Genomic DNA, 23,016 nt, shown 5'->3' with positions numbered 1-23,016 from the left:
TTTATTAAAACTGCACTTCCAATCCTGCTGTTACTATCCGTAATGTTGGTAATGAGAAATAATATGGTGTTTCAGGATCTAATCCTTTATACTTAGTCAGAATAAATAAATTTTGGCCTTGCAAATAAAATTTAAGGTCCGACAATTTTAATTTCTTTACCACATCCTTATTCATTGTGTAATAGAATGAAATATTCTTCACCTTTATATAAAAATTATTCTCATAGACCGCATCAGAAGTATAAATATTATAGCTTTGAACATCTCCATTCAGAATATTTGAAGTCACAAATCGTTGAACATTGGTCTCATCTCCGGGATGCTGCCATCTATCCAGTACCCATTTAGGCTGATTTGCCAACACACCTGGTGCAAGCATATTAAAATATGCAGAGTAGAAATAATTAGGCACCGTCTGTTTTCTCACAGTGAGAAATATATCTAACCTGAATGCTTTATACTGAAATGCGTTTCCAATACCACCATAGAATGTGGGGTCAAGATTTCCTTCATTTTTATAATCCGGAGAACCCAGTGCTCCATCCTTGTTAACATCTTCAAATTTATAAAGGCCGTCAGTTTTATCCACACCCAAATTATGATAATGTTTCAATACATTCAATGGATATCCTACCGAATAATAGAGGTCATAATCATAATGACTTATATCAGGGAATACCATTAACCTGTTCTTCGGAAAGGTCATATTTGCATTTACTCTCCAGCTAAAATGTTTTCTCCTCATTACTTCAGCCGTCATATCAAATTCCCATCCTGAATTCCTTACCACGACCCCTTCATTTTTGATAACATTCATAAATCCGGTTTGGGCAGGTAATTTATAGGCTATTATTTGTTTATCATTCGTATTATTAAAATAGGCAATGGTAGTAATTAACTTATTCTTCAAAAATCCAAGCTCGATAGCCGTTTCAATTTTCTTACTTCTCTCCCATGAAAAATTGGTATTTAATAAAGCATCAGGAGTTAATGGAATGATCCCTTGATATAGATTAGGGTTGACACCAGACGACCAGGTATCCAAATATCGGTAATCCCCAATTTGATCATTACCAGTGACCCCATAACTACCTCTCAACTTTCCGTAGTCCAAAAATCTTACATTATTCATTACAAAATCTTCATTACTAAACAGCCATGCACCTCCTATTGATCCAAAATTCGACCATCTTTTTCCGGGTCCAAACCGACTCGATCCATCTCTTCTCGCTGAAAAATTCAGAATATAGCGATCCTTATAATTGTATATCAAACGTCCGAATAAGGCCGCATACTTGTATTTCGAGGAATACTTACTCAATATAGCTGTTTTACCCGCTGCCGATATATCATCCAACCTTCCATCATCCGTAAACCCATCTGCATCTATCACCATATTGGTATTCGAACTATACTGCCATGTAGTTCCTATCAACGCATTCACCTTTCCAAACTTAAACGTCTTAGTATAATCCAACTGAGGTTCCAGAATATAACTCTTTATCTCCTGCGTCCCAAACGAAGCTGAACCATTTGATGCCGAATCTGAACTCGGATTTATCGAAAAAGTCGGTACCTGCGAATTCTCATTATCCCGATACCTATTTAACCCTGCCGACAACAGGAAACTCAAACTATCCACAATCCTATACCCTAATTTCATACTCCCCAACAAATTCCCGGTCCTGATCGTATACTTCTTATACAAATCTGCCAAAGGATTACTAAACTCCGCCCCATTCTCCTGCCAAACCAACTTCCCATTATCATCCCAGGGGCCAGGTGCATTCGGTGGCGCCACCGTACCTAGCAAATTGCCATTGAACATTTCATTCCGATCCTTCCCATACTTCCCATTCAAATCCGCACTCAACCTCTTATTCTTAGACAAATACGTCACTGACACATCCCCTGTCCCTCTCAAATAAGGCATATCTATTGGAAACACCGACGTCCCTTTCAACACACTTCCACTCAACCGATACTGTATCACCTTACTCCCTCCACTCAGCGCCACATTCAAATTCGTTAAGTTGGCTGTTCCACCAATAATCATTTTCTGCCAATCCCTCGCCCGGTTCTGATTCCACGCCATCAGATCCGGCGCATACCCCACACTCCCTTCCAGATTATCCGGCGTGATCCCATCATTTGCAAACGCTTCCTTCCTCATCGCCATATATTGCTCTTTGGATAGCAAATTGTCCATACCAGGCACCTTCCCTATCCCCGTACTCAATTTCAAATTCAACGTGGCCTTCCCTTCTTTTCCTCTCTTGGTCGTGATCAATATCACCCCATTCGCACCTCTACTCCCATATATCGCCGTCGCATCTGCATCCTTCAAAATCTCTATGCTCTCAATATCCTCCTTATTCAAATTATTAAACGGACTAATCCCGCCTGCATCAAAATTCTGCACCGCAATCGATCCCAACAGATTGATAGTCTTGCTGGAAATGTAAGGCACCCGATCTACGATATATAAAGGATCTGAACCATTCGCAAAAGAATTCCTTCCCCTGATCTGCACCGTAAAGCTCGTTCCATTCACACCACTTGACGGTGTCACTGCCAATCCGGGAACCCGTGCTTCCAAAGCACCTAATAAATTTACCACCGGCTGGCGGGAGATCTCGCTGGAAGATACTTTGGCAATACTGCCGGTATTCGTTCTGCGGGTGGTAATACCATAGGCCATAATCACCGTCTCATCCAGCACATTATTTGCCAACACTAATTTTATCCTGATAGAATCATCAATATTCGCCTCCTTCGCTGCAGGCATATATCCTGTATAAGTAGCATAAAGGACCACATCTTCCTTTTCCGTCAGAAAAGTAAACCGCCCCGTCTCATCTGTCGTACCTCCCTGGTTCGTTCCACTGATCCTTACTGTCGCTCCAGGCAACGCCGTCCCTTTCTCATCCATCACAATACCCGTTACGACATTTAATTTGCTGGAAATTTTCTTTGCAATCGAATTCGGTGGCAGAGGAATCAATGGTCCCGACCGGCTAAATACCACCATATCCCCTCTGGAAGTCCAGGTAAAACCCTGTCTGCCCAACAATTCAAACAATATTTGTGTTACTGAAAAGTTACTTGCGTAAATAGAATAATGATCCGTTACATCCAGCTGATTTGCGGAAGCAATGAAGTGTAAGCCGGTCGTGGAACTGATCAGCTTAAATATGGCTTTTAATGATTTGTTAGATACCGAAAGATCCATTCTCTTATTCAACATCTCGTTCACATCAGATGGACCCGGGGTTTGCGCGAATGCAGGTATGCTTGCTCTCAGTAAGAATAGCAGGCATAGTACTACATAAAAAGCACCATTGGCCGCAAAAATTCTTCTCATATTTGATAAGGGACCATTCTGGCAAAAATCAGAGGGTAGATAATTTGGACAACAGCACTGGGGCATAATAGACAACTCTGATCGCCAAAAAGTATGATAATATGAGTGGAAAATTAATCATTTTTATACTCATTATGACATTCTGAAAATTTAACTATTTTTGGAAGGAATAATTCCACCAAAACAAACCCCAAAATTATAATGAACCAGAGCTATCAGGATAAGTAAATCTTGTACCTAAATCCGAATATAATGATTCAAGAGCAGGACGTAAAGCTATTTCAGCTTATTAAAGACGGAAACGAACTCGCATACGCTGAGATATATAACAAATATCGCAGAGATGTGTTCGTGGCTGCCTTCCGCATCCTGCGTAATATTCATGATGCAGAAGATGTGACCCAGGAAGTCTTTATCAACCTGTGGAATAAAAGAAAAGACATTGAAGTGAACACTGCAGTCAGGGGATACCTCACCCGTATGGCTGCAAACAGTTGTTTGAACAAAATAAAGCATGACACCAATCTAACCAAACGTAACCAGCAGTACTCTGCCATGAACACAGAGGTACAGTCCCCTGAAAAGCCTGAAAATGAACAAATGGAAGACATCACCCGGCTTATGCAGGAACTCCCTGACAAAAGCCGCCGAACAGTGGAAATGGTATATATGGAAGGCCGCCCGCACAAAGAAGTGGCCAAAATTGAAGGTATTTCTGTCAATACCGTGAAAACTCAATTGTACTCCTCCCTGAAGATTATCCGCAATAAACTACAGTTAAAATAATTTTTTTCCCTTCACTCATACTTTTTGGATTTTAGGATTGTCTATAATTATATCAACTATGGATATTGAAGCTATTGACATACAAACCTTGATCGTGGCAGACATTCTGGGAACGATCACACCGGATGAAAAAATTCAACTGGAAAAGTTGATAATCGACCGGCCGGAGCTTCAGTCGCTGTATGATGAGATCCGTGAAGACATGGAAAAAGAGAACCTGGTCGCCTTCGCAGGTGGCAGCATCTCAGCAGCAGAATTAATTATCAATGCCAAAAGGCGCGTGCGCAACCGGTATATCCGCGTAATTGCCGCCGCTGCCTGCTCGATTGGTCTTGTTGGTGGATTGTCTCTTTATTTATTGACACCGCAACAACCTACAGCCCTGGCATCATGGGAAGATGGTAAAACCATTTTATTGAAAATAGGCCAGCAGGAAATTAACCTGGAAAACAATGCTCCCACAAATGTGAACGGCATAGCATTGCATCCGGAAACCGGCTCGCTCACCTTTAGCTCTTTGAATAGTACTAATCACGATTTGGGCGTGTTGACCGTGCCAAAAGGCAAAAACAATTATAAAGTCATACTGGCTGACGGATCAGAAGTATTATTAAATAATACATCGCGCCTGTCTTTCCCGTTGAAATTCGACGGGGCCAAAAGAGAAATCAGTATAGACGGAGAAGCTTATGTCAAAGTCGCCCCTAAGGCAGGTCAGCCCTTTATCGTACGCCTTCCCCGCAACAGGCAGGTAGATGTATTGGGTACAGAATTTAACGTCAATACGTACGATAGCGGTATCGCCAGAATTAGCCTTGTAAAGGGTCGCGTAAAAGTAGCCGAAGGTGAAAACAATGCGCTCCTGGTTCCGGGCAAGGCCGCTACCATCGACTCTCAGGCCATCTCCATCAGGGAATTTGATGCAGATGAAGTACTGAGCTGGCGAGATGGTATTATCGTATTCCCTGACAATGTCACTATCGAACGAATAGCAGAAGTAGTAAGTAGAAATATGAAAGTGAAAATGATTGTAGAAAAGTCTGCTGCCGGCAAGAAATTTATTGGAGTAATACTGGATAAAAGCAAGCCGATTATCCACCTGTTACAACAATTGACAGACACCAAAGAAGTGTCTTATAATATTTCAAAAAATGGAGTGATACATATATTGTAAAACTCCTTCTCCTATGCAAACCCTCAGCATTCATTGATAACGAGATCGTTCCTCATAATAACCACGCTTGCCCTGAAACATAGGGCAATTATATAGCTTTCGTCGTTTGTTAACCCTCTTTTTTACGACAAGCAGCAACCCGAATCAGAGCGGGAAGCAACGCAATAGAAGGCCACCTTCCCGGGTTGGCCTTCATCTTTTTATAGGGATACTCCCTATACGACAATTACTTCCACCCCCATGTTTTCCAGGTCCCGCATCATGGCAGGACTAATTCCATCATCTGTAATTATTTGATCTATATCCCCTAATGGGCAGATCTTCCCAAATCCACGCTTGCCGAACTTCGAAGAATCGGTCACTATAATGGTCTTCTGTGCCGTGCGGATCATGGCCTTATTGAGTAGTGCTTCCATCATATTGGAAGTGGTACACCCCTGTTCCATGTCAATACCATCTACCCCCAGGAACAACTTACTACAGGTAAAGTGATCCAGGATTCCTTCGGCATACGTGCCTGTAACAGAAGTAGATGTTTTACGTACGATCCCTCCCAGCTGCACAATCTCTATATTGGGTTTGTCCAGCAGCGCCATGGAAATATTCATGGCGGAAGTGAGTACTGTGACCCGCAACTCCGGCGGAATCGCTTTCGCTACCTGCAATACAGTGGTGCCTGATGCGATAATGATCGCATCGTCCGGCTCTATCATTTCTGCGGCCCGCTTGCCAATGAGGATCTTCTGATCCGCCAGGATGTTCTCTTTTTCATTGACATTCCTATCCTTTGTATAGGGGTTAGCCCTGCTGATATTTCCATGTGTGCGAAATAATAATTTCTTGTCCTCCAACATCTTAAGATCCTTACGGATGGTTACCGCCGAAACATCCAACGCCTCAAACAGATCGGCCACCCGAACATTCCCTTCTGCCTGCAGGCGTTCCAGGATATAAGCGTGCCGTTGTGACATAGATTCGAATTTCATAACTATGGCCTGGTATTAAATTGGTAAAATAGTAACTGAAAAGTAATACAAGGTTGACTTTTTTCCTAAAAAAAGCTTAAATCTCAAGAAAAATTTGGAAATAAAAACAAAACGAAACAACTTTATATAAGCAAAAGAAACATTTAGAAAGTTTCTTTTAGTTTAAACTCCTTACTTTATGAACAGAATGCAGTTAATATCGGACCTATCCTCCACTAAGTCATGGGATGTTATTGTTATTGGCGGCGGCGCAACGGGTCTTGGCATCGCGATGGACGCTGCTACCAGGGGGTATAAGACCTTGCTGGTAGAGCAGGCAGACTATTCGAAAGGCACCTCGAGCAAAGCGACCAAACTCGTACATGGCGGAGTGCGCTACATGGCGCAGGGAGACCTTGGCCTGGTAAGAGAAGCCTGCCACGAGAGGGGATTATTACTGAAAAATGCACCTCACCTGACAAAAAACGAAACTTTCGTTATTCCGAATTACTCCTGGTTTAATAACATTAAGTATACCCTTGGTCTGAAATTTTACGATTTACTGGCCGGTAAATTAAGCCTGGGTGCTTCTAAATATATAGGCAAAAAGAAAACCATCGAAGCGCTGCCTACTATCAGACAGGAAGGGCTGAAAGGTGGTGTAGTATACCATGATGGCCAGTTTGACGATAGCCGTCTGGCGCTGAACATAGCCCAGACCGCCATCGAAAACGGCGCCACCGTACTGAACTACATTAAAGTAACCGGCTTATTGAAAAATAACAATAAGAAAGTGAGTGGGATTATAGCGAAGGACATCGAAACCGGCGAAACTTACGAAGCAACAGGCAAGGTAGTGATCAACGCTACCGGGGTTTATGTAGATAACATTCTGCACATGGATCGTCCGGATGCGCCACACATGGTAAGACCAAGTCAGGGGGTACACATCACCCTGGATCATTCTTTCCTGCCTGGCGACAATGCCCTCATGATCCCTGAAACAGATGACGGCCGCGTATTATTTGCTGTGCCATGGCATGGTAAACTGATCGTAGGTACAACCGATACCCTGCGCGATCATCCTGAACTGGAACCACATGCACTGGAGCAGGAAATTGAGTTTATTCTCAATACTGCTGCCAAATACCTGGTGAAAAAGCCTACCCGCAAAGATGTGCTGGCAGTATTTGCCGGTCTGCGTCCACTGGCTGCACCAAGTAAAGATGGTGCTAAAACAAAAGAAATATCACGTAGTCATAAGATCATTGTATCCGAATCAGGACTGATCACCATCACTGGTGGTAAATGGACCACCTTCCGCAAGATGGCACAGGATACAATTGATAAAGCTATCGAAACTGGCGTGCTGACCGCTAAGGAATGTAAGACAGAACACCTGCATATCCATGGCTATGTACCAATGAGTGATGAGAATGATCCGCTGCGTTTTTATGGTGCAGATATGACTGCAATCAACAAACTGGTTGCTGAAGACCATTCACTGGGAGACCTGCTGGTGCCTAATTTCCCGTATAATAAAGCAATGGTCATCTGGGCCATTCGGAATGAGTATGCACGCCGTGTAGAAGATGTGCTGGGACGCCGTCTTCGCTTACTATTCCTGGATGTACATGCAGCCGTAGCTGCTGCACCAGTCGTAGCACAAATAATGGCAAAAGAATTAAATAAAGATGCCGCCTGGATACAGGCAGAACTCGCCGATTTTACAATACTGGCGAAGGGATATACGCTGAATTAATCAGCGTATTCCTCACCACGTTATACTTATACAACTATAGAGCATCCCCCGAGGGAGCCAGGCGGTAGCTTTGCTACACGCCACTTTGGAACAAAATTAAAAAACTGAGGTATGAACAAGAACGAAAAATTCATCCTGGCCCTCGACCAGGGGACCACGTCATCACGCGCTATCATCTTCGATCACAATGGAGAAATAAAAGCGATCGCACAAAAACCTTTTGAACAGATATTTCCACAACCGGGATGGGTGGAACATGATGCAAACGAAATCTGGGCCTCCCAATCTTCAGTGGCGGCAGAAGCAGTCGCGAAAGCGGACCTGAACGGTACCAACATCGCCGCCATCGGTATTACCAACCAGCGTGAAACCGCCGTGGTATGGGATCGTGAGACGGGTACACCTATCTACAATGCTATCGTATGGCAGGACCGCCGCACAGCAAAATACTGTGATGAGCTGAAGGAGAAAGGCCACACCGGTATGATCCGTGAAAAAACAGGTCTGGTGATCGATGCCTACTTTTCAGGTACCAAAGTAAAATGGATCCTCGACAACGTAGCTGGTGCAAGAGAAAAAGCAGAGAAAGGTGAATTGTGTTTCGGTACGATCGACAGCTGGCTGGTATGGAAATTTACCCGTGGTCATATGCACATCACCGATGTTACTAACGCTTCGCGTACACTGCTCTTCAATATCCACACCATGCAGTGGGACCAGGAGCTGCTGGACCTTCTCACTATTCCTGCCAGCATGCTGCCTGAAGTAAAACAGAGCAGTGAAATATATGGCGAAACTGCCACTACCCTCTTCGCATCTAAAATTCCTATTGCAGGTATCGCCGGCGACCAGCAGGCTGCCCTGTTCGGACAGATGTGCGTAGAAGAAGGTATGGCAAAGAATACTTACGGTACAGGATGTTTTCTGCTGATGAACACCGGTAACAAACCTGTTTATTCCAAAAACAACCTGCTCACGACCGTTGCCTGGAAGATCAATGGCGAAGTAACATATGCGATGGAAGGTAGCGTGTTCGTAGGTGGTGCAGCCATTCAATGGTTGCGCGACGGATTAGGTATCATTCACAACTCTTCTGATAGTGAAACGCTCGCTGCTTCTGTAAAAGATAACGGTGGCGTATACTTTGTACCTGCACTGACAGGTTTAGGTGCTCCTTATTGGGATCAGTATGCACGTGGTGCCATCTTTGGCATTACCCGTGGTACAACCGCCGGCCATATTGCCCGCGCAGCACTGGAAGGTATTGCATTCCAGGTGTACGACCTGCTGAAGAGCATGGAGTCTGACTCCGGCAAGCAGAGTACCGAGCTGAGAGTAGATGGTGGTGCAGTAGCGAACAATGCACTGATGCAGTTCCAGGCAGATATCTTTGGCAGTAATGTAGTACGTCCGAAAGTGCTGGAAACAACTGCACTGGGTGCTGCATACCTGGCAGGTCTGGCTGTAGGCTATTGGGAAAATATTGACGAAGTGAAGAAGCAATGGTCTAAAGACAGAATATTCAAGCCTGAGCTGGATAGACAGAACACTGAAAAGCTGCTGGCCAACTGGAAGAAAGCGGTAGAACGGACCAGAGGCTGGGCTAACGAATAATCAATAAGAGCGCCTGACTCCGTAATCTGCCTGCGGAGCAGGCTATACTGAAACTAACTAAATTTCACCTATTCCACTTTGAAAAAATGTGTGCGATGACCTGTTTATGAAAAAGCCTACACAATAGTTTCAGAGGAAATAGCACCACTAAATTAATCATCAAGTTATGACACCGTTTATTGCAGAATTTATAGGTACAGCATTGCTCATTCTCCTGGGCAATGGTGTGGTTGCCAATGTCGTGTTAAAGGACACGAAAGGAAATGGAGGCGGATGGATTGTGATTACAACAGCATGGGGCCTGGCCGTATTCGTTGGTGTGTGTGTTGCAGGTCCCTATACCGGCGCGCATTTGAATCCGGCTGTGACGCTGACCATGTTAATACTGGGAAAAATCAACCTGGCAGTAGCTGGTGTATACTGGGCTGCACAAATGCTGGGTGCCATGTTTGGCGCATTCCTGGTATGGGTATTTTATAAAGACCATTTCGATCTGACCGAAGACGGACCTACCAAACAGGCTGCATTTTGTACTGCGCCTGCTGTGAGAAACCTGGGCCGCAATTTCATCAGTGAAGTGATTGGTACATTCGTACTGCTGATCACTATCCTCTACTTTACCGATCCAAAAATAGGAGATACTACACAAACTATCGGCATGGGTTCTATGGGTGCTTTGCCAGTAGCCTTCCTGGTATGGGTGATTGGCCTGTCACTGGGTGGTACTACCGGTTATGCGATCAATCCTGCAAGAGACCTGGGACCAAGGATTGTACATGCCTTGCTGCCATTTAAGAAATCTAAAGCTGGTGCAGACTGGGGTTATGCCTGGATACCGGTGGTGGCCCCTGCATTAGGTGCAACGCTGGCGGCTTTATTGTTCATGTATTTAAAATAAGAATCGTTATGAGAAAGTTATTGATTGCAACCCTCACGGTTGCATGCGGGATATTCTTTGTCCAAAATGTAAGCGCACAGGATAAAGATACAACGGTAGTGAAGGAGAAAAAATATGAACCGTTTGGATTAAATTTGCAGGTGAGGAATTTATACCTGTGGCGTGGATTCAAGGTGTCTAATTCACCGATCTCTGATGTGGATATGTATTACAAATCAAAGAATGGACATTGGCAGGCAGGATTTTGGGGAGGTGCAAGTTTCACTGGTGATTACAGGGAGTTTGATTACTATGTGAAGTACATGAATAAGGGTTTTAGTGCGGCGATCTGGGATATTAACAACTTTAGTAATTATCCAAATGCTGATCTGTTTGATTATAATAAAGCAACGACTTCACATTTTGTGGATGTAGGTGTGGCTTATACTTTCCAGAAGATGAAGTTGCCGCTTACATTGAGCTGGAATACGATTGTGCTGGGTAGAGATACTTATTACAAGGCGGATAGTAGTCTGGCGAATGCATATTCACATTATGTGCAGGTGGATCAGGTGTTGTTTGCGGATGATGTGTATAATGTGCATGCGTTTGTGGGTGGTGGATTTTCATTTAGCGGAGATAAGAATTTTTATGGGAACCATCCAAATATTGTGAATGCAGGGATTACGGTGAATAGGGATCTGACCATATTTAAATATCATATTCCTATTTCAGCGACGGCGATGTTCAACCCGGAGAAGAAGTATGGGGCATTGCAGCTGATTGCGAATATATTCTAAGTTAGAGGTTACAATAAGATCTAAATCGGAAAAGCTCCCCCGCTCTGCGAGCGGGGGAGCTTTAAAATTGACTTTGTTCATAACTGGTGGTGGCTTGCTATCCCATGAAAATAAACTAACTTAATTATGTAAAAAATGAAAAACGAATGATACCCATTGGCATATCCTCCGGCAATTCATGCCCATCCACTCACCCACCCCACACCCTGCTCGCCGCTGACATAGGCGGTACCAAATCAAACCTGGCACTTTACAATTACGACGGCAGCAAGCTCGCCCTTACAAAAGAAGAAAAATACCCCACCAAAGATCTTCATGGCCCCGGCGAACTCATTAAAAAATTCCTTGGCAATGCCCCCACCCCCGATCGTATTTGCCTTGGCGTAGCTGGTCCTGTGCAGGATGGAAAAGCAAAGATCACAAACGTACCCTGGGAAATAGATGCAGCACAGCTATCCGCACAATTTGACAAACACCCCGTCTTCATTGTCAACGACCTTGAAGCAAACGCTTACGGTCTCGCTACCCTGGAACAAATCGATATTCACGCATTACATACCGGCCAGCCACAAAAAGGGAATATTGCATTGATATCTCCCGGCACAGGTCTGGGCGAGGCCGGATTATTCCTGGATGGCACCCACTACTACCCTTTCGCCACCGAAGGCGGTCACAGTGACTTCTCTCCCATTACTGATCTGGATGACGACCTGCTGGTATACCTCCGCAGAAAATTCGGGCATGTGAGCTGGGAAAGAGTGCTCAGCGGCCCCGGCATCGTGAATATCTTTAGCTTTCTGAAAGAAGAAAGAGACATGGACGTCCCTGGCTGGCTGCTGGACAGGATGGCCGTACACGATGTAGCTGCAGAGATCAGTGAAAATGGCGATTCTGTAGCCATCTGTGTAGAAACCATGCGCATCTTTTTCCGCTACCTCGCCACGGAAGCCGGTAACCTCGCCCTGAAACTGAAAGCCACCGGTGGTATCTATATCGGCGGCGGCATCGTCCCCAAAAATGTAAAGAAAATTGATTACGGTGCTTTCATGAAAGCATTCCGTGAAAAAGGTAGAATGAAACCCCTGCTGGAAGATATTCCCGTACAAATCATCCTCAATGAAAAAACGGCGTTGACAGGCGCCGCATGGTATGCCATCAATAAGTGCTGAGTTATATTATAATTTTTCCCTATTTTTACTCCAACACAATCAATCACATACCTATGAAAACCGCATATTTCTTACCGGTGCTGTTATTAAGCGCCTGGTGTAAGGCGCAGGGACCCTATCCCTATACTGAAAAAGGCAAATGGGGCCTGACTGATAAGAACAAAAGTGTGCTGCTAAAACCACAATTTGACAGCATTGACGTATTCAGAAACGGCTACGCCCGTGTAGAAAGCAGTAAAAAGGTAGGACTGATCAATACCAATGGTGCTGTGTTGGTCGCTCCTTCTTATGCTAACATTACCAACGCCTTCCAGGACTTCACCGCCATTGCCAGAAATATCAAAGGCTACCAGATCATAGATATCCGCACTGACAAGCCAATCGGCGGCATGTTTACAGACGTTTTACCGGAAAGATCCAGCTATTCCAAGGGTAGTTATTACTTCGTGAATAAAGACGGGAAAATGGGCATCTTTGACGCACTGAGCGGCAAACTACAGAACGGCAAGGCACCTTACAACCAGGTAACGGGCTTTAACGACCCCGCACTGGAACAATTTGCTCTCATCACCATGGGTGACACTTATGGCGTGGTAGATGTAAGTAGCGGCCGGGAAATCCTGAAACCTGAATATGAAGATATTGAAGAAGTATATGCGGGCAATACCGTGTATGTAGCCGCTAAAAAAGGCGATGACAAGGTTTTCTATTTCGATGCTAACTTCCGCTCCGCTTCTCCGGGCAATGTACAGGACAAACCTACTTCCGTTATACCGGTAGAAGGCGAAGTGCTGAACAAGAAGGCCAAAGACATGTACATCTATAAACTGGGTAATGGTAAATGGCGTGTAGTACTCGAAAACCGTGAAACCAGTAAATACAAAGGGCTGGATAGTACAGACCTGAATGGGTATACCCAACTGGAATACCTGTCTTATTATCCAAATGATAAGAGCTTCCCTTCCAAGATCAAAGCGGTGAAGGATGGTAAAACAGGGGTGATCGATATGACCGGTAAGGTGCTTGTACCTTTTATCTATGACGATGTACATTTCAGGGAAGATATGGTGGGTCGTTATGCATTTATCGAAACCTACCTGGACGATAAGAAAGGGGTGGTAGTAGCGGCTACTATGAAGGAACTGAAAAAGCCGGTGCTGAAAGCGATCCTGGATGAAGATCATGACAGAAATGCCCTGCTGGTAGAGATGCCGAACGGACAAAAAGGTTATATGGACAAGAATACAGGAGAGATATTTATTCCTGGTGTAAAGGAATAGTCTGCTCCCGGCCCAAACGCTTTTGTCTGCGCAAAAGCGTTTGGGTTATTGTTTCAATCGCCTGAATTCAGAAGGTGTATACCCCACATTCTTCTTGAAAAACATGTTAAAATTCGGCTGGTCAGAAAACCCTACACAATAGCTGATATCCTGCACGTACCAGTTCGTTTCCAACAGTAAATGCTTCGACACTTCCAGCAACCGCTTCCTGATATGTGAACTCACATTCTCTCCTGTATGCCGCTTCAGCAGGGTATTCAGATAATTGGGATGCAATTCCATAATGGCAGCAAACTCCTTCACTGTTCTCATCCTGATAGGTGCTGCAAACCTGATATCTGCAATGGCCGTATCCAGCAATAAGAAAAACTGGTTTACATGGTTGAACTGATCTGTGATGTATAGCATAATCATGTGGGTTGTGCGAACCAGACAAAGATGCGTTGAATCAGGATATGGTTGTTTGTAGAATCACGTCCTTTTGTTGGCTGTTTAATGGATTTTTCAGATAAATAGCTGTTCAATTACAGCGCCGTTGGTTAGTAACACGCTTCTTTCCATCAGGTGTTCTAATTCCCGCACATTGCCCGGCCAGTGATAGGTCATCATTTCTTCCCGAACGGTATCTCCCAGTCGCATAGCAGGCTTGCCTGACCTTTGTGTAAAGCGTTGCAGAAAATAATCTGCCAGCTCAGGGATCTCCTCTTTCCGTTCTCTTAAAGGAGGTATTAGGATAGGAAATACATCTAACCTGTAATACAGGTCTTTTCTGAAACGGCCGGCTTCCACTTCTTTCTTCAGGTCGCGGTTAGTGGCGGCAATAATGCGGAAATCAATCTGGATAGGGCTTTTGCCACCGATGCGTTCTATTTCTTTCTCCTGTAGTACGCGGAGTAATTTAGATTGCATTGCCAGCGGCAGCTCTCCTATTTCGTCTAAAAACAGGGTACCATTGTGTGCTATTTCAAACTTACCGATACGACGTTCAGTGGCACCGGTAAAAGCACCTTTTTCATGTCCGAATAGTTCACTTTCAATGAGGTGGACGGGGAGGGCGGCACAATTCACTTTCACCAGCAGTTTATCTTTTCGGGGAGAGTGATTGTGAATGGCTCTTGAAATGAGTTCTTTGCCTGTGCCTGTTTCGCCGAGGATCAACACCGTACTGTCTGCAGGCGCTACCTGTGATATGAGGTGAAATACCTGTTGCATTTCGCGGCTGTTACCAATTATATCTACAGCTGCTATTTCTTTTTGCAGGTGCTGTCTTTGCTTATAACTTTCGATTTCTTTCAGTTGGGAGGCTATGCGCTCATTCGCGAGTATATTGGCCAGCGCGATGGAGAGCTGGTGAGAAACGCCTTTTATCAGTTGTAAAACCGGGTCGGGAAAGGTGCCTGTCTGTTCTGAAAATAAAAACAGGCAACCAATTTCCTGTGTTGCGCTGCGCAAACGGATGCCTGAAAATTCCACGATACCCGTTTCCCGGAATAATGGAATATAAGCAGGAGGTGATTTAGCCTGTAAGAGCTTTCGTACATTGAATACCTGTGGCTGTTCGGCAGCCATGACAGCTTCGAAGATATGATCGCTGCCTAATTTACTGTGTCCACTGCATTGAAATGCAGGATGGTGCCTGCGCCGGCCTTCCGAATAATAAAGATATGGTACCAGGGACTTACCATCGTCACCAAAAATATTGATGACGATGTCATTGAAATGGATCACTTCTCTTAACCGCTCCCGCAGTACCCTGAGAAAATCGTCTTTGTCACGAATCAGGGCAATGTCATTACTGAGCGATAAAAGAAATTCCACCATCATGTTGCCTTGCTTCATGAGAATATCAATTAATCATGAAAAAGCAGACAAAGGCCATTCCAGTAAATAAAGTATTGTAAATTAGATAGTTAGGATTTTAAATATGCAGGAAAGCTTACGATATTTCGTAGATTTTGACAGTTTTACGAATAGTCGTAAAAAAGCAGGTTATTGTTTAGTGGCTTTACTGCCATCCCAGGTATAGATTTCTCTTTCTACTTTTTTGCTTTCCATCGTTTCACCATCTTCTCCATATTCTTCTGATACTTTCAGTTTCAGGATCTTACCAGGTTGGCCATTCACTTCCTTTGGGAAGATCAGTGTTTCGGTATAAGCAAATGCACCTGCATCGACGATGTTGGTCTTGCCGGGCAGCGGGAGCAATTTGCTACCATTCCAGCCAAAGTAGTAGTAATCAGTTGGTGATGTGTTTCATATGAAGCGCAAAAATATGTTTTTTTATCATCATCTTTTTTATACTTTACCCATACATTTTTAAAACAGGTCTCAATGAAGAAAGTCATGCTGAGTGCACTCCTATGCATATGGGGGGTGGTATTACATGCACAGGTCAAAGTATTTACCCGGTACAATTATTATCTCACTGAAAAAGAAGGCAGTATCATTTGCATATTGCCCGATCAGGCGAATTACAAACTCAATTTATCGCTACGCAACGAAAAACTTGCCACCACTGCTAAAACAGAAGGGCAGCGGCTTTCTGCTCAATTTAACCTGGATGCATTACCAACAGGTACCACTGCTTTGCATTATGTATTGGAGAAAGATGGTGCTACTGTGCAGAAGGGTGACGTTAACATTGTCAAACTCGCACCAAAAGCCAATGCGGTACAGATAGACCAGCTCACAGGCGGGTTAATTGCCGACGGATTGCCCTTTTTCCCCTTTGGATTTTATTGCGTTCCTGCCGGCGATCTGCCTGAAAGAGAAGTGACACATGGATTCAATATGATTGGTGTATACCAGGGCAACCTGCCTGAAGGACTGGCAGAACGTAAAGGTTATATGGACCGTTGTGCACAGGTAGGTGTGAAGGTACAGTATGGTGTCAACTCCCTCGTAGGCAGTGGGCATAACGGCGATAAAGGGCTGGATAAAACGGAGGAAGAAAAACTCGCATTATTAAAAAGTGAAGTGCTGGCATTCAAAGATCATCCTGCGCTGTTATCATATTATATCAATGATGAACCGGATGGACAAGGGCGTCCACCTGCTATACTGGAATCGGCGTATCAGCTGATCCATGAGCTGGATCCTTACCATCCTGTTTCCATTGTATTTATGATGCCGCAAAAAGCAAATGATTACAGGAATACGATGGATATAGCGATGACTGACCCCTATCCTATTCCGGGTCCTGCTGATAAGGTGATGGACGATCTGACCCAGTATGCGACTGCTTATCAGTATGAAAAGTCAGTATGGCTGGTGCCACAGGCATTTGGCGGGCAGGAGATGTGGAACAGGGAGCCGACAGGTGCGGAGATCAGGCTGATGACCTATATGGGATTGATTGGAGGTGCAAAGGGTATTCAATACTATGTACATGCACCGGGCAACCTGAATCCACAGTCAGTATCTGCATGGTCTGCTGCCAGCAATGTGGCGGTAGAAACTGCACAGATGACCTCTTTCTTATTATCTGCTGATGTGGCGCCTGCGATACATGCAGATGATCCAAAGATCTTAACGAAAGCGTACAGTTATCAGGGAAATACATTGTTGATTGCTGTGAATAATGAGAATAAACCCAAAGCATATACATTGACCACCTCTTTGCAGGAGCAAAAAACTGCACAGTGCTGGTTTGAAAACAGGGAGGTCACTTTGGAAAATGGGGTTGTGCATGATATCATTGATGCATATGGTACAAGGGTCTATTTAATTCTTAAGGATACCGTATCGGCCATTCCTGCGGATAACATGACCCTGAATCCCAGCTTTGAAAAGATCGTGAGTCCGGGGTTACCGATTGGTAGCAATGTGACCAGCACCAGTCATCGTAAAGCAGATGTAGGCGCTTCATTTTTTGTAGATCCCCGTCAGCATGCAGATGGGATGTTTAGTCTGCGACTGATCACACCTGTGGACAGTGGGGGTAATAAAATCAGGCTGATACCGATGGTGATGACGAAAGGTAACAGCTATACCGTATCTATCAGGGCCAAAGCCAAAGCACAGGAACATATGCCGACGTTCCGCATTGCTATTGATGCCATGGAACAGGATCATACGTATACACTCACACCTGAGTGGGAAGCATACAATTTCACTTTCCAGGCACCGGCATCTTCTACCACGGCAATTTTGACGCTGGAACTGATTCAGCAGGGTACCGCATGGTTTGATCTGCTCACAGCCAGTCCTGACCCGGTGATCACTTATCAGATAAATGACGACCGGACGGCCACGGTGAACATCAATACTAATTCCAATAAAGAGATCCGGTATGCCATCAATCAATTGCCGGATGCACAGTCACCTTTGTATACGAAGCCATTGGATATGCATGTAGCCGGCACCATTTCGGCGGGTATTTTTGACCATGGTAAACAGATAGCAGGCTCCAATACTTTTGTGCCTGTAAACCTGGCTTTGGGCAGGAAAGTGACCATTGCACAACCTTATGCGCCTCAGTATGCAGCTGCAGGCGATAGTACACTCACTGATGGCGCCATGGGCACCACGGCTTTCAAATGTGGTAAATGGCTGGGATTTAGTGGCAAAGATCTGGATGCTACTGTAGATATGGGTAGTACGACACCCATGAAAAGAGTGATCACCAGTTTCCTCTGCGATCCTAACAGTGGCATTTTCCTGCCAAAAGAAGTGGCGGTATATACATCCAAAGATGGGAAGAAATATAAACTGGCAGGTAAGATATATAACACTAAGAATGTGCGGGGAGAGCCTTATTTACAACAGTTTAGCATCCCGGTGAAGGGAAATGCAAGATATGTGCGGATAACAGGCAAGGCCTTTGGGGCCATACCGCAAGGGTACCTGTTTGTCGGGTCCACTTCGTGGTTATTTACTGACGAAATCCTTGTACAATAACACTTTAGCAAAGGCTTCTGCTTTCCGCAGAAGCCTTTTTCTTTCACATATTAAATAAATCTATCTATCTTTACCCTGTCACATACCTATGAAACAATGAAAAAAATTTTCCTGATTATCCAGTTCGTAATCATGCTGGCTTTAACAGCCGTTGCACAATTAACTAACGTATCCCAAAGCCCTCTTTTCAAAGAACCGGTTTCTGGTTACGCCCGTATTCTGCACATGAAAAATGGCAATACCATTTTTCTGCAGATCACCAGCAGAGATGGGCTGTATGTAGACATCTATGACGATGACAATAAACCCAAAGCCCAGACTCACCTGAGTACAAACTTTGGTACGCTCCTTGGCAGTTGTGTCAATGCATTATTTGAAACGAACAACGACCTCGTGCTGTTTATTTCAGAAATAGAATCCAGACAACCGGTATTATACCGCATTGTGATTGATGGTAATACAGGCAATATCAGGAGAGATGAGAAAATGGCCATGACAAACCGGTACGCTTACTTTGCCCAGCCATTCATCACCCAGTACGACCCTGTTACCTCCTTCTTTGTGCGCAAAGATCCAAACAGTGATAACTATGCACTGGTGATACTGCACAACAATGACCAAACGGTAAACGGCAACCTGGAAATGATCTGGTACAACGGCAACCACAAGGAGATTTCAAGAGCCTATTACGCGAACAGCGATACCCGCTATAAAAATATCAACTACCTGGATATGGTTGTACTGGGCGATGAGAAAGTATGTCTCTTCGCACATCTTTACAACCAGACGCAGGTAGGAGATAAAAAAGGTCAGCTCATCATGGCCACCCTTTCCAAAACCGTCGATACACTGACACTCGACAAACTGAATATCGGTGTAAAAAAAGTGATCGATAGCGGACTCGTAAGGTATAACCCTGTTACCAAAAAGATCTTATTCATCGGTTATGCACATGCAGAAGCTGGTGATGAAGAAAAATATGCAGGTATATTTGGTTTCGTAGATCCTACCAGACAAATTCCTGATCAGGAAATAGACATCTTCCCGGCCAAAGCCAATGAGAAGACAATGGCCCTCGCAGGCAGAGCGTTCACAGGTATGCCACAGAACATCTTTGTACGCAGCGATGGCGGTTTCTCTATTATCTATGAAGAACTGACCCGCAGAGAGGTAAAACCACTGAATGCCGCTTCTTATCTGTATTGTGTGAAGGACTGGCTGGCAGTGGCATCTTTTGATGTAAACGGACAACCAACCTATAGCTGCGTGATACCAAGACATGCGGAGTTGCGTAACTGGGAAATCAATGCCTTCAATACAGAGAGAGTATCCCGTAGCGCCCAACCGCTCATCAAAGGTGAACAATACAGGGGTTATGCCTGCTTCCAGTATAAAGACAGGGTGTATGTGACCATGAACAATACGGAAGCCAACATGAAGAAAGCTGCCAAAGGGAAAGGAGAAGGGTTCAACAATGCGAGAGATACCGATGGATACTATTATATATGCGATGCTAACAATGAGCTGCCGGATTACACACCACTGTTCGGTTTAAATATTAATAAGGATGATGACGGCCACCCACTGGTGATGGGCGTATCTGACTACGACAGTGATAAAGGCAGATTTATTACCCTGAAAATGGATAAAACTGCGGATCACAAAGGAGTAAGAGTAGTATGGTTACAGCCCTGATCATAATCAATGCCCAACAAGCTTCAAACTGCCTGTCCGACCGACAGGCAGTTTTTTTTGCCCCAACCTGAAAAGGTGTTACCTCTACCTGAAAAGGTTTTGCCGCTGTTTGAAAAAGGTTTTACCCCTGCCTGAAAAGGTGCGGAATTTTTTTTCCCTACATTTATGCAATTCTGCTTTTTTCAGCATCATACCTCCAAACTGACTACCTTGAAATATTTTTTACTCCTATTATTGCTACCTATAATATCCACCGCCCAGACAAATGAGGATTATATCCGGCTGGTGAAAAAGGTGGATACGCCACGTACTTATTTTTCATTGCCCAACAGCAGTGCCAACAGAGATCAGATGCAGGTGCAGGGAGATCTTTCGTACCCTGCATCCACGCGCAGGATTACAGTAGGCAGGAATCAGATATTTGTGATCAGCAGGGCCAGAAGCCTCACCTTTTCAGGCAATTTTACAACCAGCGCAGCGCTGAGCTGGGCCAACCGTCTTCCCGCCCTGCAACAACAATATGCACAAGGCCTCAATAATCAATATATAGGTCCGGAAACGGGTACCCTGTTCAGTTACGGACCCGCTATCTCTACGCTTGAATATGATGGCAGTCATTACGCCTGGGACAATAACGGACAACTGGTGATGAAAGGCAGCGGCAACGGAAAGGCAGCCAATGTATATAATAATAGTATCCTGAGAACAGGCATGGCCGTTACAAACGACATCTCTGTCAAAGTAAGCTATTTCGCGTTAAGAGGCCAACCATGGGACCTATACTTAAAAGCCGGCCAGGAAAATGATAAAAGTATTATCAGTCAAAATGATAACCTGCGCCAACATGGAGGACTGGCACTCAGCCATGAGATGAATAATAATAAACTCACCCTCAAATATGATTATGGGGTAGATCGGTTTGACTATGCTAACAGGAACAGATTGCTGAACAGGGTGTATCAATATTCACTATTGACACCAGTGAGTTTTCAGAATGAACAAGGCACCATGATCGGCAATACGCAGCGTAGCTATAGCAACGGTGCAGATAATCCACTGTTTTTACTACAGGATCATGATAATGATTATGCCAGACGATTCCACAATGCCAGTTTTAAACTGGAAAATAACACGGGACGGATTTCATACAGCCTGGCACCATCTATTCAGGCCAATCGTACTAACAATACAGAAGCTTATGCACCGGGTACTACCGGGTTTACAAATGGCAATATTACCCGCAGACGACAAAATGACCTGACTTTTCAGACAAGGGGCAATGTAAGATTTGAATTGCCAACAATACTGAATAAGCAGACATATTCCTGGATTAACCTAAGCTATGATTATGTAAATGTGCACACAGATATCAGGTACCTGGGATTATTGCCGGAATATAAATATAAGCGTATCACACATGAACCTATTCTGAGTTATAGTACAGGTCTACGCACCTATTCTGGTTGGGAGTTCAACATGGACCTGGGCAATAAAGTATACATCTCCAATACTGCGGACAAACAAAGTTATTGGCTGCCCCTTGCTGCTCTCAGCGCAAAGAAATCAATGAAGATCGGAAGCAAATGGTCCTCAGCAAAATTAACATCAAAGCTTCATCATTTCAACAGCGAGTTGCCCATCAATCAGTCAGTAGCGGCTATTAACCTGTTCAATTATTCCACCACGACAGCAACAGGTTTTTTGCCCATCATGGAAGCGAGCCGCTTTACTGGTTTACGACCTGTTTATCACCGGGAATGGTCCAATGACCTGGAAGTTAATTATGGCACCTTCAACCTGAATGCATCCTATTATATACGTGCTACCCGTCATGATGTATTGCCCGTGATCAGTAACAATACGATCCTGCTCCAAAATGTAGCGGATCACGTTACCAAAGGATTGGAAATACAACTCGCACATGGCAACAGGTTCCGGATTGGTGGTAAGACGATCAATTACCGGAATTCACTTTCGTTCAGCACCTATAAAAACCGTATTCAATCAGTGACCGATGGGTACAACTATACGCCTACTGCGGGTTTCAGTGATGTATATACAGCTATTGTGGCAGGTGCCCCTTCCAATGTGATCGTGGGTAGCGCTTACCTGCGCGATGCCAATCACCAGATTGTGACGGGCACAGATGGCAATCCTGTCGTAGATCCTCAACTCAGGGTATTGGGCAATCCAAACCCGGATTTCATGTTGGGCATGAGCAATTACCTCTCTTATAAATCGCTCTCGCTCAACCTAAGCTGGATGTGGAAAAAAGGAGGAGAAAAGTGGAATGGTACAGCTGCCATGCTCGATTATTACGGACGCTCTGCCAGCTCTGCCGCACAACGGAAATCAGAAACTACGCCACAAACACCTGTAGCGGAGAACTATATAGCACGTGCAGATTTTATCCGCATCAATAATATCTCCGTTTCGCTGGACCACAGTTTCAGAGGGTATGTGAACAAACTGAAGGTAACGGCATTTGTGCGTAACCTGCTGATCTGGACTCCCTACAAAGGCGTTGACCCCGATCAGTCATTGCTCGAACCGGGCAACACCACCGGCCTTGATTTTTTTAACCTGCCAGCGACTACCAACGCAGGTATTGAAGCATCCATTTCATTCTGA

General features: G+C 44.5%; 16 protein-coding genes. 11 read left to right on the top strand and 5 right to left on the bottom strand.

The window, feature by feature from the left end; genetic code table 11:
* Positions 1-4 precede the first annotated feature (4 nt).
* Entirely contained in the window at positions 5-3,364 is a 3,360-nt protein-coding gene (locus QQL36_RS17165) for a SusC/RagA family TonB-linked outer membrane protein (protein ID WP_321570410.1), read from the bottom strand.
* A gap of 252 nt (positions 3,365-3,616) precedes the next feature.
* Here QQL36_RS17165 and QQL36_RS17160 point away from each other — a divergent pair, with 252 nt between their 5' ends.
* A complete protein-coding gene (locus tag QQL36_RS17160; RefSeq protein ID WP_083728885.1) occupies positions 3,617-4,150 on the top strand; it encodes an RNA polymerase sigma factor in 534 nt (177 codons plus the stop codon).
* A 58-nt stretch (positions 4,151-4,208) separates the two neighbouring features.
* On the top strand, positions 4,209-5,324 hold the full coding sequence (locus QQL36_RS17155) for a FecR family protein (protein ID WP_321570409.1): 1,116 nt from the start codon (positions 4,209-4,211) through the stop codon (positions 5,322-5,324).
* A gap of 215 nt (positions 5,325-5,539) precedes the next feature.
* Here the strand turns inward: QQL36_RS17155 and QQL36_RS17150 are convergent, their stop codons facing one another.
* Positions 5,540-6,295 carry a DeoR/GlpR family DNA-binding transcription regulator gene (locus QQL36_RS17150; protein WP_235643958.1) on the bottom strand — a complete coding sequence of 252 codons (756 nt, stop codon included), beginning with the start codon at positions 6,293-6,295 and terminating at the stop codon, positions 5,540-5,542.
* A 193-nt stretch (positions 6,296-6,488) separates the two neighbouring features.
* Here QQL36_RS17150 and QQL36_RS17145 point away from each other — a divergent pair, with 193 nt between their 5' ends.
* From QQL36_RS17145 to QQL36_RS17120, 6 genes are all read left to right on the top strand, one after another.
* Positions 6,489-8,051 carry a glycerol-3-phosphate dehydrogenase/oxidase gene (locus tag QQL36_RS17145; protein ID WP_083728891.1) on the top strand — a complete coding sequence of 521 codons (1,563 nt, stop codon included), beginning with the start codon at positions 6,489-6,491 and terminating at the stop codon, positions 8,049-8,051.
* 111 nt (positions 8,052-8,162) lie between these two features.
* Positions 8,163-9,665, top strand: a complete 1,503-nt coding sequence (glpK, locus tag QQL36_RS17140; RefSeq protein ID WP_083728893.1) for a glycerol kinase GlpK — start codon at positions 8,163-8,165, stop codon at positions 9,663-9,665.
* 166 nt (positions 9,666-9,831) lie between these two features.
* Positions 9,832-10,563, top strand: a complete 732-nt coding sequence (locus tag QQL36_RS17135; protein WP_083728895.1) for an MIP/aquaporin family protein — start codon at positions 9,832-9,834, stop codon at positions 10,561-10,563.
* Between the two features lie 8 nt (positions 10,564-10,571).
* Positions 10,572-11,342 carry a hypothetical protein gene (locus QQL36_RS17130; RefSeq protein ID WP_083728897.1) on the top strand — a complete coding sequence of 257 codons (771 nt, stop codon included), beginning with the start codon at positions 10,572-10,574 and terminating at the stop codon, positions 11,340-11,342.
* A gap of 146 nt (positions 11,343-11,488) precedes the next feature.
* Positions 11,489-12,511: a glucokinase gene (glk, locus tag QQL36_RS17125; RefSeq protein ID WP_321570408.1), complete on the top strand. Its 1,023-nt coding sequence runs from the start codon at positions 11,489-11,491 to the stop codon at positions 12,509-12,511.
* A 53-nt stretch (positions 12,512-12,564) separates the two neighbouring features.
* A complete protein-coding gene (locus QQL36_RS17120) occupies positions 12,565-13,791 on the top strand; it encodes a WG repeat-containing protein (RefSeq protein WP_083728901.1) in 1,227 nt (408 codons plus the stop codon).
* Between the two features lie 45 nt (positions 13,792-13,836).
* Here the strand turns inward: QQL36_RS17120 and QQL36_RS17115 are convergent, their stop codons facing one another.
* The 3 genes from QQL36_RS17115 to QQL36_RS17105 form a co-directional block, all read right to left on the bottom strand.
* A complete protein-coding gene (locus tag QQL36_RS17115) occupies positions 13,837-14,199 on the bottom strand; it encodes a helix-turn-helix transcriptional regulator (RefSeq protein ID WP_179091289.1) in 363 nt (120 codons plus the stop codon).
* Between the two features lie 96 nt (positions 14,200-14,295).
* Positions 14,296-15,630 (bottom strand): sigma 54-interacting transcriptional regulator, encoded by a 1,335-nt coding sequence (locus tag QQL36_RS17110; RefSeq protein WP_321570407.1) that lies wholly within the window; start codon positions 15,628-15,630, stop codon positions 14,296-14,298.
* A gap of 150 nt (positions 15,631-15,780) precedes the next feature.
* A complete protein-coding gene (locus QQL36_RS17105) occupies positions 15,781-15,996 on the bottom strand; it encodes a hypothetical protein (protein ID WP_321570406.1) in 216 nt (71 codons plus the stop codon).
* Positions 15,997-16,122: 126 nt separating this feature from the next.
* Here QQL36_RS17105 and QQL36_RS17100 point away from each other — a divergent pair, with 126 nt between their 5' ends.
* From QQL36_RS17100 to QQL36_RS17090, 3 genes are all read left to right on the top strand, one after another.
* Positions 16,123-18,690, top strand: a complete 2,568-nt coding sequence (locus tag QQL36_RS17100; RefSeq protein ID WP_321570405.1) for a discoidin domain-containing protein — start codon at positions 16,123-16,125, stop codon at positions 18,688-18,690.
* A gap of 96 nt (positions 18,691-18,786) precedes the next feature.
* A complete protein-coding gene (locus tag QQL36_RS17095) occupies positions 18,787-20,385 on the top strand; it encodes a hypothetical protein (protein WP_083728909.1) in 1,599 nt (532 codons plus the stop codon).
* A gap of 210 nt (positions 20,386-20,595) precedes the next feature.
* A complete protein-coding gene (locus QQL36_RS17090) occupies positions 20,596-23,016 on the top strand; it encodes a hypothetical protein (RefSeq protein ID WP_321570404.1) in 2,421 nt (806 codons plus the stop codon).

Origin of the sequence: Chitinophaga sp. LS1 (genome assembly GCF_034274695.1) — a bacterium.
Taxonomy (GTDB): Bacteria; Bacteroidota; Bacteroidia; order Chitinophagales; family Chitinophagaceae; genus Chitinophaga.
This window is presented reverse-complemented; position numbering and strand designations above follow the sequence as displayed.